This is a genomic window from Burkholderiaceae bacterium DAT-1, assembly GCA_019084025.1.
In the GTDB taxonomy this organism is placed as follows: Bacteria; Pseudomonadota; Gammaproteobacteria; order Burkholderiales; family Chitinimonadaceae; genus DAT-1.
In genome coordinates, this window is sequence record JAHRBI010000009.1 from 1 (window position 1) to 12,006 (window position 12,006).

At 53.8% G+C, this 12,006-nt stretch carries 12 protein-coding genes; 9 read left to right on the forward strand and 3 right to left on the reverse strand.

The window, feature by feature from the left end; translation table 11 throughout:
- Window positions 1–261 precede the first annotated feature (261 nt).
- From KSF73_16910 to KSF73_16945, 8 genes are all read left to right on the forward strand, one after another.
- Complete coding sequence (locus KSF73_16910) at window positions 262–738, forward strand: WbuC family cupin fold metalloprotein (GenBank protein MBV1777404.1); 477 nt, start codon at window positions 262–264, stop codon at window positions 736–738.
- A complete protein-coding gene (gene pap, locus KSF73_16915) occupies window positions 731–2,212 on the forward strand; it encodes a polyphosphate:AMP phosphotransferase (protein MBV1777405.1) in 1,482 nt (493 codons plus the stop codon). Before KSF73_16910 ends, pap begins: the two co-directional genes overlap by 8 nt.
- 107 nt (window positions 2,213–2,319) lie before the next feature.
- Window positions 2,320–2,910, forward strand: a complete 591-nt coding sequence (locus KSF73_16920) for a malonic semialdehyde reductase (GenBank protein MBV1777406.1) — start codon at window positions 2,320–2,322, stop codon at window positions 2,908–2,910.
- Window positions 2,911–2,941: 31 nt separating this feature from the next.
- Window positions 2,942–4,060, forward strand: a complete 1,119-nt coding sequence (locus tag KSF73_16925; GenBank protein MBV1777407.1) for a hypothetical protein — start codon at window positions 2,942–2,944, stop codon at window positions 4,058–4,060.
- A 173-nt stretch (window positions 4,061–4,233) separates the two neighbouring features.
- The gene (gene rfaE2, locus KSF73_16930) at window positions 4,234–4,725 is read left to right on the forward strand and encodes a D-glycero-beta-D-manno-heptose 1-phosphate adenylyltransferase (GenBank protein ID MBV1777408.1); all 492 of its coding nucleotides are present in this window, start codon (window positions 4,234–4,236) and stop codon (window positions 4,723–4,725) included.
- Window positions 4,726–4,727: 2 nt separating this feature from the next.
- Window positions 4,728–6,044 (forward strand): mechanosensitive ion channel, encoded by a 1,317-nt coding sequence (locus KSF73_16935; protein MBV1777409.1) that lies wholly within the window; start codon window positions 4,728–4,730, stop codon window positions 6,042–6,044.
- Window positions 6,045–6,110: 66 nt separating this feature from the next.
- Window positions 6,111–7,307: a fatty acid desaturase gene (locus KSF73_16940; GenBank protein MBV1777410.1), complete on the forward strand. Its 1,197-nt coding sequence runs from the start codon at window positions 6,111–6,113 to the stop codon at window positions 7,305–7,307.
- Between the two features lie 108 nt (window positions 7,308–7,415).
- Window positions 7,416–7,766, forward strand: a complete 351-nt coding sequence (locus KSF73_16945) for a RidA family protein (GenBank protein MBV1777411.1) — start codon at window positions 7,416–7,418, stop codon at window positions 7,764–7,766.
- Window positions 7,767–8,171: 405 nt separating this feature from the next.
- On the opposite strand, the gene KSF73_16950 is transcribed toward KSF73_16945, so the two are convergent.
- Both KSF73_16950 and ilvD read right to left on the reverse strand, forming a co-directional pair.
- A complete protein-coding gene (locus KSF73_16950; GenBank protein ID MBV1777412.1) occupies window positions 8,172–8,516 on the reverse strand; it encodes an MGMT family protein in 345 nt (114 codons plus the stop codon).
- Window positions 8,482–10,344, reverse strand: coding sequence for a dihydroxy-acid dehydratase (ilvD, locus tag KSF73_16955; protein ID MBV1777413.1), 1,863 nt, complete (start codon window positions 10,342–10,344; stop codon window positions 8,482–8,484). Before ilvD ends, KSF73_16950 begins: the two co-directional genes overlap by 35 nt.
- Window positions 10,345–10,504: 160 nt before the next feature.
- On the opposite strand from ilvD, the gene lgt reads away from it, so the two are divergent.
- Window positions 10,505–11,308 (forward strand): prolipoprotein diacylglyceryl transferase, encoded by an 804-nt coding sequence (gene lgt / locus KSF73_16960; protein ID MBV1777414.1) that lies wholly within the window; start codon window positions 10,505–10,507, stop codon window positions 11,306–11,308.
- A 75-nt stretch (window positions 11,309–11,383) separates the two neighbouring features.
- Here the strand turns inward: lgt and KSF73_16965 are convergent, their stop codons facing one another.
- Window positions 11,384–11,872, reverse strand: coding sequence for a hypothetical protein (locus tag KSF73_16965; GenBank protein MBV1777415.1), 489 nt, complete (start codon window positions 11,870–11,872; stop codon window positions 11,384–11,386).
- Window positions 11,873–12,006 lie beyond the last annotated feature (134 nt).

Genomic DNA, 12,006 nt, shown 5'->3' on the forward strand with positions numbered 1-12,006 from the left:
ACCGTGAAACGAAGCTGCGCCGATGATAGTGCGGGTTCCCGTGTGAACGTAGGTCACCGCCAGGCTCCCCAACATCAATAGATGTATGCAAACCCCGATCAGGAGACTGGTCGGGGTTTTTGCGTTTCGGCGTCTGAAAGTTGGAGTCACTCCAATTGTCGCTATCAGCGTAGAATCATTCGGCACAGGTACAGTTTCCCAGACAATATCGCTGTAGCGGTATACTTCAGTCATTCATTTCATTATCCGGTTTTCGAATCCATGACTGTTCAACTGCTCTCCCAGCAAATGCTCGAGGCATTAACTCACGAAGCTAATGCCATTCCTCGTTTGCGTAAGAATCTCAATTTTCACGAATCAGATGAATCTGTCTGCCACAGGCTACTGAATGCAATCGAGCCGAATAGCTACGTCATTCCGCATCGTCATCTCGAGGCGAGTAAGGCTGAAACAATGATTGTGGTGAAAGGTGCATTAGGCATCTTGATCTTTGATGATGCCGGTACGGTAGTGGAGCAGCATCGCTTAGCGCCTGGGGGCGACATTTTTGGAATTGATCTGCCGCCAGGTACATGGCACAGCGTGGTCTCGCTTCAAGTGGGCACGGTTTTTTTCGAAGCCAAGGCGGGGCCATATACTGCACCCACAGCCGCTGAGCGCGCGTCTTGGGCTCCTATGGAGGGAGATGAAGCCGCAGATGCCTATTTGAAATGGATGCGAGCACACTTTCATGTTTGAAGCAGCTGAGCAGGGTCATGCGATCGATAGAGCGGTCTGGAAGGCGTCTGTACCAGCGCTTCGTGAGGCCTTGCTCGAGCTGCAGATCCAGCTGAGAGAGTTGGCGGAATTCCCTGTAGTTGTACTCGTAAATGGACTGGATGGCGCGGGAAAGGGGGAGACCGTCAATCTGTTAAATGCATGGATGGACCCTCGCCTGATCGACACCACAGCGTTTGGTGACGCTACTTCGGATGACCTCAATCGACCTTATATGTGGCGATTCTGGCAGGCATTACCTGGCAAAGGTCGAATTGGAATCCTGTTTGGCTCTTGGTATTCGGATCCAATTGATCAGCATGTAGCGGGCCAGATAGGGCGTGCCGAACTTGATCAACGGATCGCGGAAATCAATCGATTCGAGCGAATGTTAGTTCGCGAGGGCGCGCTACTCATCAAATTATGGTTCCATTTGTCCAAGCGCGAGCAAAAGAAACGTCTGGAATCACTTGAGTCTGATGAGCTTACTCGGTGGAGAGTAACGACTGCGGACTGGGAAAATCTCGAGCAGCATGCGCATATCCGTAAAGCTGCGGAGCATGTATTGCTCAAAACGAGCTCTGCCAGTGCGCCATGGACTGTCATTGACGGCTCGGATGCAAATTTTCGGTATCTGACGGCAGCTGAAACCCTGAAGCGCGGACTTGAGCGCAGACTAAAGGGGGTGATAGCGCCTCCTGTCGAGGCTGCTCCTTTTGCTGCACCACTGGATGGTCAGTATTTGCTGGATAAACTAGATCTGAACCAGCAAATGTCGCGCGAATCGTACACGCTGGAACTGGAGAAATGGCAGGGACGATTGGCCTTGGCGTGTCGCCATCCTGACTTTCAGCGCCATAGCGTAGTGGTGGTGTTTGAGGGGCATGATGCTGCGGGCAAGGGAGGGTCAATTCGCCGAGTTGCATCAGCATTGGATGCCAGAACCTATCGCATCATTCCAATTGCCGCACCTTCCGAAGAGGAGCGTGCTCAGCCATATCTTTGGCGATTCTGGAGGCATGTTCCAGCCAAGGGTAGATTTGCGATGTTTGATCGCAGCTGGTATGGCCGTGTGCTCGTAGAACGTGTTGAGGGCTACGCGTCTGAATCTGACTGGATGCGCGCATATGAAGAAATCAATGATTTTGAACGCCAACTAAAGGAGTCAGGTGTCATTCTTGTGAAGTTTTGGCTGGCCATCGATAAAAAGGAACAGCTTGCGCGCTTTGAGTCGCGACAAAATACGGAATTCAAACGATTTAAGATCACTGACGAGGATTGGCGAAATCGTGAAAAATGGGATGAATATGCGCGCGCCATCCACGATATGGTAGATCGAACGGGTAGCTCTGATCGTCCGTGGACGCTGGTTGAAGCAAATAATAAGTATTTTGCCCGTATCAAAGTGCTTAAAACGCTATGCCATGCGATTGAGGCAAGGTTGAAACATGCATGATTCACGCCATATGTATGACTTGCCAATCTATGGTGACGGGCTATGCTTAATCTGAACGGGTGCAGCTAGTCACCTGATATTTATATACCAAGAGGGAAGTACACCACATGAGTCAGCCGCTCAATGCTGCCGCTTTGGCACAATTGTTTACCGACGCACGCACCCACAATGGCTTTTCCAGTCAGCCGGTGAGCGATGAAACCATCCACGCGCTCTATGACTTGCTAAAGTGGGGGCCGACTACCGCAAATGCATGCCCTGGGCGATTTGTGTTTGTTCGTTCTCCCGAAGCGAAGGAAAAACTTCGTCCTTGCCTGTCAGAGGGAAATCTGGAAAAAACAATGGCCGCGCCTGTGACTGTCATTGTGGCGCATGACCTCGAGTTTTACGAAAAGCTGCCCAAGCTGTTTCCGCATGCCGATGCCCGTAGCTGGTTTGTTGGGAATGATGCTGCAATTCAGGGGGCGGCTTTCCGTAGCGGTACGCTGCAGGGCGCCTATCTGATCCTGGCGGCTCGCGCCTTGGGTCTGGACTGTGGCCCGATGTCAGGTTTTGATAATGCAAAGGTGGATGCTGCCTTTTTTGCGGGCACCCAGTATAAGAGCAATTTCCTGATCAATCTTGGTTATGGCGATACAAGCAAATTGTATCCACGTAATCCTCGTCTCGATTTTGCGGAAGCCTGCCAAATCGCCTGATTGATTGCGATCCGGTGTTGCGGTCCTGGGAGTGACCATGCTGCTCGGAAATATGGTGAAAGAGCCCAAGGCTGCGACTTGGGACGTCTGGAAAGAGCTGGAGGAGATGCGGGTCCGACATAAGGAGTTGGCCTCGATCTTCGCTTTGATCGGGATTTCTCCCGAGTTAAGCACGCTTGCCAATAATCTCCGGTTGGATTTACAGCGGAAGCCCCCTTCAGCCCCCCTGTCGACAGGTGACCGCGACAAGGATTCGCAACTGGTTGAGGAATTTAAGCGCAATTTCGTGGCCCACTATGAAGAGATTTTCTTCAAGGTGGAGAGCGTATTGCGTATGCCTTGGCCGCCTGAAGTAAAGTTTGCGGTGCCTACCATTCTTGAAGAAGTGGAAGCGCAACGACGTTTTATGGCCAAGAATCCCGGCGCTGCCCCCATCCTGGAGCGCCTGGATTTATTGGTGTCCCAGTACTTTGATCTGAATACTCAGGATGAGCGGCTGGATCGTTCTGCGATTGAGGCGCGTAAAGGCGAAATCATCAATATTTTGGGCTTTCCGCTCAAGGTTCGTCGCCAATTGGCGCATCCCGAATGGGAGTTACTCCCGCCTCTGGCAAGCGATGCATACCAGCAAATGCTGGTAGAAAAAATGCAGCAATACCGCGATAACGACTGGCTGCAAACCAAACTATACGATAAATGGTTTATTGCTCTGGAGTTCGATGCGATTTGGGCGCGGTTGAAGCGAGACGCCAATGATAGAGATCGCATTATTAGCCAGCTTAAGTTGAATTGGCCCAAGCTGGGTAATTGGGCACCAGACTTTCCGAATGCAGATCTCGTTTGGTATTTGCTGTTGGTGTTGCTGTGCGTTGTTGCCTTGTATATGGAGTACTGGTGGGCTGCTGGTGCCTTACTCATCTGGCTTCAGCTATCGGTGCTCATCGAAAAACATCATGTACAACTGGTGAATAAGCGGCGGCAGGCATTGCTTTTAGAGTGTGGTCGGTTCAAGCGTATTCGAGATCAGATTTCTTCCGGTCGCTTCGATGCAAGTCAGGTGCTGCGCCAGCTTAAACAGTTCAGCTTCCGCCATTATGTGTCCGATCAAGGAATGGCGCTGCTGCAAGTGTTGTCGATGCACGGCCGATAAAGCCTTCTGGCCAAATCTGGATCGACTTTCTCCCGGATAGGATGTACGCGCATGCCCATTTGCCATGGGTGGATATATCGTGTGTGCCCCCCGATGCTGCGCACTGCATGTAAAATGCGGGACAGCCCTCATTTTCGCCGCCAGCCTGTATGCTGGCGCATCAAAGGTTTCCTATGACTGAATACGACCAACCTGCCTTTATTGACAAGGTATGTACCCATGAAGCACTTGTGCAGCGGCTGCAGTCATTGCCACGTCCGTTGGTGTTTACCAATGGATGCTTCGATATCCTGCACCGTGGGCATGTGACCTATTTAGCTCAGGCTCGGGCATTGGGGGCATCCATGATTGTTGCGGTGAATACCGATGACTCGGTTAAGCGGCAAGGAAAAGGGGATGACCGCCCGATTAATCCCGAAGCAAATCGCATGGCAGTGCTGGCTGCGCTCGAGGCGGTCGACCTGGTCACCTGCTTTGATACGGATACCCCGTATGACCTGATTCAACTGGTTCAGCCTGATATTTTGGTCAAGGGCGGGGACTGGACCCCCGATCGCATCGTAGGGGCGACCGAGGTGCTCGCACGGGGTGGTCAGGTACATTCGATACCATTTTTGTTTGATACCTCTACAACCGCGACACTCAAGAAAATTCGTGGTGCCTGATGATGCAGCAATCTGTACGCGAGTCGCCCCTGTTTGAATTTGCTTCCGAGCTGTGGGACAAGGGCGTGTCGGAATCACTCCTGATACAGTTTTTGGTGGCGATTACCTGCCTGGTTGCGTCATATCTGGCTGCGCGTCGACTACGTCCGGCGCTGAAGTCTGAAGATGCTAAATGGCGCATGGGGTCGGAGGGCTTGGCACGGGTACTCTTTCCTCTCTTATCCTGGCTATTAATTAGTGTGGCGCATCCCGTATTGCCAGATGCGCGCCGCAACGACTTCTTGGCTGTGATCGGCGAATTGTCCGGTGCCTGGGCAGTAGTCAGGATGGCGGTTTATCTGGTTCAGGAAGTGTTTCTTCAATCAGCGCAGGTCAAAAAAATTGAGCGATGGATTGCGGGCGTACTCTGGCTGGGCGTGGCATTGCATATCCTGGGCTGGATGTCGCGCTTGCGGGGTGCGTTAGACGAGATTCAGTTTGACTTCGGCAAAACGGAAATATCCCTGCTGAAACTGGTCGATGGCGCGATTTCGGTCGGGCTGACCATGTTGATTGCGATGTGGCTTGGACGGATCTTTGAGCGGCGCATGATGCAGGCTCAAAGCTTCGACATGAGCCTGCGAGTGGTGGCAACGAAGGTTGTACGTACTGTACTGGCGGTTTTTGCGATTTTGATTGCGCTGCCTCTGGTTGGGATTGATCTCACGGTACTGTCTGTTTTTGGTGGGGCACTGGGTGTCGGTCTGGGTTTCGGCTTGCAGAAAATCGCCAGCAACTATGTGTCCGGATTTATCATTTTGCTGGATCGTTCGATCCGAATAGGTGATTTGGTGACCATTGATGGTCGGAATGGCGCAATTACCGGCATTACCGCGCGCTATGTTGTCCTTCGCATGGGGGATGGAACCGAGGCAATTATTCCGAATGAGGCGCTGGTCACCTCGACTGTGCTGAACCATTCCTACACAGACAGGCAGACACGGGTGCCTGTGCAAGTGACGGTGGCACATGGCACAGACATTGATCTGACGATCGGGTTAATTAAGTCAGCATGTGCGGCCGTGCCACGTGTGCTGGCCGATCCGCAACCTCATGTGTTTGTGAAGGCAATTACTGACACCGGAATCGAACTGGAAATCGGTGTTTGGGTAGGCGACCCCGAAGCCGGTCTTGCCAGCTTGCGTTCCGAAGTCAATCTTACGTTGTTGCGCACATTTAAAGGGCATGGCATTGAGCTGCCAACCACGCACTATCGGGTAACATTATCGGATACAAAGGTATTCGCACCGGCTGACGGTTCTGTAGGCGGGAACGGATGATCCATCGTACAATGATTCGATAACAATATTTGAATGAAGCTGTAATTACCCAGAAGGATTAGACACATGTCGTGGCTCGAAAGCCTGCTTCCATTTCTGCAAGGTGTGGTGCATTTACCCTGGTGGGGATACATTGTTGCCATTCTGGTATTCACCCACATCACGATTGCGTCGGTGACGATTTACCTGCATCGTCATCAGGCTCATCGCTCACTTGATCTGCATCCGATTCCCAGTCACTTCTTCCGTTTCTGGCTGTGGATGACAACCGGTATGGTCACCAAGCACTGGGCGGCGATTCACCGCAAGCACCATGCGCGCTGCGAAACTGAGGAAGATCCGCATAGTCCGCAGGTACTGGGCATCAAGAAAGTGCTGCTGGAAGGATCCGAGCTGTATCGTGCCGAGGCCAAGGTTCAGGAAACCATGGACAAGTATGGACATGGTACGCCGGATGACTGGATGGAACGCAATGTGTATACCAAGCACAGCGCGGCGGGTCTTATCTCACTGATTTTCATCTATTTCATCTTGTTCGGCGTGAACGGGATCTGGATGTGGGCAGTACAGATGGTCTGGATTCCCATTATGGCGGCGGGGATTATCAATGGGATTGGCCACTACTGGGGCTACCGCAACTTCGAGTGTGAAGATGCGTCCACCAATATCTTTCCGTGGGGCATTCTGATTGGTGGCGAAGAGCTGCACAACAATCACCATACATTTGGCACATCCGCCAAACTTTCATACAAGTGGTTCGAGTTCGACATCGGCTGGATGTATATCCGCATTCTGGAAATGATGGGTCTGGCTAAGGTTCGTCGCGTGGCGCCCGCCTTCAAGACGACTGCGCCCAAGGCTCAGATCGACTTCGAGACCCTGCAGGCCATCATTGCCAATCGCTACTCCATCGCTGCGAGCTATGCCCGCACGGTAAGGGACACGGTCGCGGCAGAAATCGAGCGCATGTCTGTATCCGGTAAAGCGGATCGTATGGCCTCGATGAAGCGCTGGCTCAAGCAGGATCGCAAGGATACGCCGGTGCAGGAACGCCAGTCGCTGGATGCCCTGATTGCAGAGTCCAAGGTGCTGGAAACCGTGTATCAGATGCGTCAGGAGCTGACCACCCTGTGGGAGCGTTCGGCATCATCCAAGGAACAGCTCCTGAAGTCATTGCAGGATTGGTGTACGCGTGCCGAAGCGAGCGGCATTGAGGCACTGCGAGAGTTTTCGCTGCGTCTGCGCGGGGTTGCACTCGCCTGAGTTTAATCGGTTCATGTGAACAAAAGCGCGCAGCGAGGTACACTGCGCGTTTTTCTTGTGTTGTCGTCAGCGTGCTGGCGATCGTTTCTGTTTGCGAAAGGAGTCTGTATGTCGATTCAGCGTTTTCATGTTGGCCCGCGTTTATCGGAAATGGTGGTGCACAATGGCACCGTATACCTCGCTGGCCAAGTCGCGGAAACGACATTGCTGGAAGATACACGTGCCCAGTCCCGCGAAATTTTCGGCATGATTGATCGTCTGCTGGCAGAAGTCGGCAGCGACAAAACCAAGATTCTGTCTGCACAGATCTGGCTGGCGACCATGGATGACTACGACCTGATGAATGAAGCGTGGTCGGAGTGGGTGCCGCAGGGTCATACACCGGTACGCGCAACGGTTGAGTCGCGTCTGGCTGACCCAAACTACCGGGTAGAAGTGAAGATCATCGCTGCGGTTTAAGCGGGGTGAGCAAACAAAAAGAGCGGCATGTGCCGCTCTTTTGCTTTCCGGACCTGCCGGATCATGGTGCATACGCGCCCACGTATCTATACGGATGTACCGCTCTGGAACTGCATATCATTTGCACGTCTACCAAATGAACCGCGCTGTTCGCTGCCCACGAGAGCCAGATTCATCATTCTCCAGAAGTGTTCATCCGGTGGAATGGGAGCCCGGCGATCATGCAGACGTCGTTCTGGTCCTGCGTAACGAGCGTCTGGCGAAGATGTCGCTTGCTGCATGCAACCTCCGTTTCTGCTTGTTGACGGAGCGTGGCGTGTGTTGCGCGCCTGACCTAACGATATGCCTAGTCAAGGTTGCAGACAAGTTGCAAATGACGACCGGTGCATTCATGCGACAACCGCCCTATTCGACTGCATGCCGACGCATATCGATCTTGCCCGATGCTTTAAAAGTGATCCCTTCTGCTTCAAGTAGCCATCTTTGCTGATCGTCAGCGCCATCGGCACCCCGCACGGGTATCGTCCCGTCGCCGGACACAATGCGCCACCAGGGCGCATCGCTATTGTCGGGCAGCCGCTTCAGTGCCTGGCCGACATGTCGCGCATGACGGGGATAACCTGCCAGTGCCGCGATCATACCGTAACTTGCCACTTTGCCATGCGGCACGCGCCTGACCGTTTCGATCAGGGCGTGCTGTAAGGGACTTAGGCTATTAGCCACGCGGGTGATGCTCAATTTGCTCGACATTACGGACGGCACCTGTGTCGGCACTTGTTGTCATGGCCGCATATGCACGCAAGGCGGGTGTGACATGGCGTTCGCGCGTTTCGGGCTTGAATGCCTTTGCTCCGCGCTTTTCCATCTCGGTATGACGCTTGACCAGTTCTTCGTCCGACACCGCCAGGTGAATACGACGATTCGGGATATCGATTTCAATGCGATCACCTTCCTGCACCAACGCAATTGCGCCGCGGTCGGCTGCTTCCGGCGATACATGGCCAATTGACAAACCTGATGTGCCACCCGAGAAACGGCCATCGGTCAGCAATGCACAGGCTTTGCCGAGACCCTTGGATTTGAGATAGCTGGTGGGGTAGAGCATTTCCTGCATGCCCGGGCCGCCCTTGGGACCCTCGTAGCGAATCACCACGACATCGCCTGCCACAATCTGATCGCCCAGAATGGCTTCAACCGCATCGTCCTGACTTTCGAACACGCGGGCGCGACCATTGAAGGTGAGGATCGATTCATCTACACCGGCTGTCTTCACGATGCAGCCACGTTCGGCGAGATTGCCGTAGAGCACCGCCAGGCCGCCATCCTTGGAATAGGCAAACTGTGCATCGCGGATGCAGCCGTGTGTACGATCAAGATCCAGCTCCGGATAGAGCATGGACTGGCTGAAGGCGATGGTGGTGGCAATGCCGCCAGGGGCTGCACGGAAGAAGTCGTGGATATGCGGATCGCGGGCGTGCTGTACATCCCAGTCTGACAGTGCGCCGCCCAGCGTATGGGAATGTACTGTGGGCACCTTACGGTTGAGCAATCCGGCGCGATCCAGTTCGCCGAGAATCCCCATCACGCCGCCTGCACGGTGGACGTCTTCCATGTGATATTTCTGGGTAGCAGGCGCCACTTTACACAGACAAGGCACGCGACGGCTGATACGGTCGATATCGGACATCTTGAAGTCGACGCCTGCCTCATGCGCGGCCGCCAGGAGGTGCAAGACAGTATTGGTAGAGCCGCCCATGGCCACGTCGAGACTCATGGCGTTTTCAAAGGCTTCCAGCGTGGCAATGGAGCGGGGCAGCACGCTTGCATCATCTTGCTCGTACCAGCGTTTGGCCAGTTCGACGATCTTTTGTCCGGCTTTCAGGAATAGTTCTTTACGGAAGGCGTGCGTGGCTACCAGTGAGCCATTGCCGGGCAGACTCAAGCCCAGCGCCTCGGTGAGGCAGTTCATCGAATTGGCGGTGAACATGCCGGAACAAGAGCCACAGGTTGGGCAGGCCGAGCGTTCGATTTCAGCGACTTCGGCATCGGTGGCATCAGGACTGGCGGCTTCGATCATGGCATCGACCAGATCAAGGCCTCGATCCTGTCCGCGCCAGTTGACCTTACCTGCTTCCATTGGGCCACCGGATACAAAAATCGTCGGAATATTGAGGCGCAGCGCAGCCATCAGCATGCCGGGGGTGATTTTGTCGCAGTTGGAAATACAGACCAGCGCATCGGCACAGTGGGCGTTGACCATGTATTCCACCGAGTCGGCGATCAGATCTCGACTAGGCAGAGAGTACAGCATGCCGCCGTGGCCCATGGCGATGCCATCATCGATCGCAATCGTGTTGAATTCCTTGGCGACCCCACCGGCCTTTTCGATTTCGCGTGCCACCAGCTGGCCGAGGTTATGCAGATGAACATGACCCGGCACGAACTGGGTGAAGCTATTGGCAATGGCAATAATGGGTTTATCGAAGTCACCATCCTTCATGCCGGTGGCACGCCACAGGGCACGGGCACCGGCCATATTACGGCCATGGGTGGTGGTACGGGAACGATAGGCAGGCATGATAATCCTTACGATTGGTCTTGCGGATGTCAGGTGTGCCGGAAGCCGGCGGCCGGGTTTCCTGCATATCATTTTGTTATCATATGCAGTCTCCGGACAAGGCTCAGATCAGTATAATGGCGCGCTTGTCAGATCAAAACACGCGCGAGGGAAAACCGCGATGATGATTCACCCGCAATTCGATCCGGTTGCGATCAGCATTGGACCGATATTTGGTATTGGCCCGCTGGCCATCCGTTGGTACGGCCTGACCTATCTGGCGGGCTTTATTCTGTTTCTGATTCTGGGAAATTACCGCATTCGCAAGCAACCCGCCAGCGGTTGGACCACACAACAGCTCGATGACCTGCTTTTTTATGGTGTTTTGGGCGTCATTTTTGGCGGGCGACTTGGTTATATCCTCTTTTACAAGCCTGAATTCTATTTCTCGCATCCGATGGAAATCTTGCGGGTGTGGGAAGGCGGCATGGCGTTCCACGGTGGCTTCCTGGGCGTGCTGGTGGCGATGTGGCTGATCGGCCGCAAATATGGCTACTCATTTTTCAAGGTGACCGATTTCATTGCGCCGCTGGTGCCGCTCGGACTGGCTGCAGGCCGGATTGGCAACTTTATCAATGGCGAACTGTGGGGGAGAGTGACTTCTACCGATGCATTCTGGGCGATGCAGTTTCCGCTTGTGGATCAGCAGCCGCGTCATCCGTCACAGTTGTATCAGTTTGCGCTGGAAGGGATCACCCTGTTTGTGATCATGTGGTTGTTCTCCAGCAAGAAGCGTCCTGAGGGGCAGGTGTCGGCTCTATTCCTGCTGGGCTATGGCCTGTTCCGTTTTATCGCAGAGTTTGCGCGCGAACCGGATAACTTCCTGGGCTTCCTCGCGCTGGGCTTCTCAATGGGGCAATGGCTGAGTCTGCCCATGATTCTGCTGGGCGGCATCCTGTTTGTACGGGCAGCGAAGCGAGGCTAATAGTTAGCCAATCCGAGGCGCTATATGGAAAATGCCACTCAATAGAGTGGCATTTTTGTTTGCTACGCATTTGGCTTAATGATGAGGACGCTTGCTCATCCATTCGGCCATTTTGGCTTGATGCTGCTTGTAAGTTGCTTTCAGCGCAGTCGATACGAGCGCTTTTTGAGTGTCGTTCAACGCATCGTAGGCGGCAAGCCATGACGTGCGAGCCGTTTGCATGGCCGCTTGCACTGGCTGGCGCGCAGCCTGTTCTGTTTGCGATAGGCTATCCAGATTCAGGACGGGCTGCGTCATGGCTGTATCTAGCTGCGACTTCATTGAGTCATGCTGCTGTCGGGCAATGGTACGGGCATTGTTTGTCGCGGTTTGTGCGGCTGTGATCAGTGCTTGCTGCTGCGCCGTTAGTCCGAGCTGTGGCTGTAGCTTGATCAATGCTGCATGCAATCCGAACAAACTGCCGCCGTGGCCATGATCGGCCATGGGTGGATGTGCCTCTGCATGGGCTGAGGTCAGTAATACTGCCGTCACTGTGGCGGCAATAAGGCGAAAATAGGGTGTCATCAGCCTGTCTCCTGAGATTCAAAACCGGAGTGATTCCGGTATTGAGTGTCATTCTAGGCACGCTGATGCCCAAAGCTGTTTCTCCAAGCCTTCAGAATCGTAAGGAGCTGTAAATTCCGCTACGAGCCGCTTTG

Coding starts and splice junctions, on each gene's coding strand:
- KSF73_16910 (MBV1777404.1), top strand. CDS start 262: ATGACTGTTCAACTGCTCTCCCAGCAAATGCTCGAGGCATTAACTCAC.
- pap (MBV1777405.1), top strand. CDS start 731: ATGTTTGAAGCAGCTGAGCAGGGTCATGCGATCGATAGAGCGGTCTGG.
- KSF73_16920 (MBV1777406.1), top strand. CDS start 2,320: ATGAGTCAGCCGCTCAATGCTGCCGCTTTGGCACAATTGTTTACCGAC.
- rfaE2 (MBV1777408.1), top strand. CDS start 4,234: ATGACTGAATACGACCAACCTGCCTTTATTGACAAGGTATGTACCCAT.
- KSF73_16935 (MBV1777409.1), top strand. CDS start 4,728: ATGCAGCAATCTGTACGCGAGTCGCCCCTGTTTGAATTTGCTTCCGAG.
- KSF73_16940 (MBV1777410.1), top strand. CDS start 6,111: ATGTCGTGGCTCGAAAGCCTGCTTCCATTTCTGCAAGGTGTGGTGCAT.
- KSF73_16945 (MBV1777411.1), top strand. CDS start 7,416: ATGTCGATTCAGCGTTTTCATGTTGGCCCGCGTTTATCGGAAATGGTG.
- KSF73_16950 (MBV1777412.1), bottom strand. CDS start 8,516: ATGTCGAGCAAATTGAGCATCACCCGCGTGGCTAATAGCCTAAGTCCC.
- ilvD (MBV1777413.1), bottom strand. CDS start 10,344: ATGCCTGCCTATCGTTCCCGTACCACCACCCATGGCCGTAATATGGCC.
- lgt (MBV1777414.1), top strand. CDS start 10,505: ATGATGATTCACCCGCAATTCGATCCGGTTGCGATCAGCATTGGACCG.
- KSF73_16965 (MBV1777415.1), bottom strand. CDS start 11,872: ATGACACCCTATTTTCGCCTTATTGCCGCCACAGTGACGGCAGTATTA.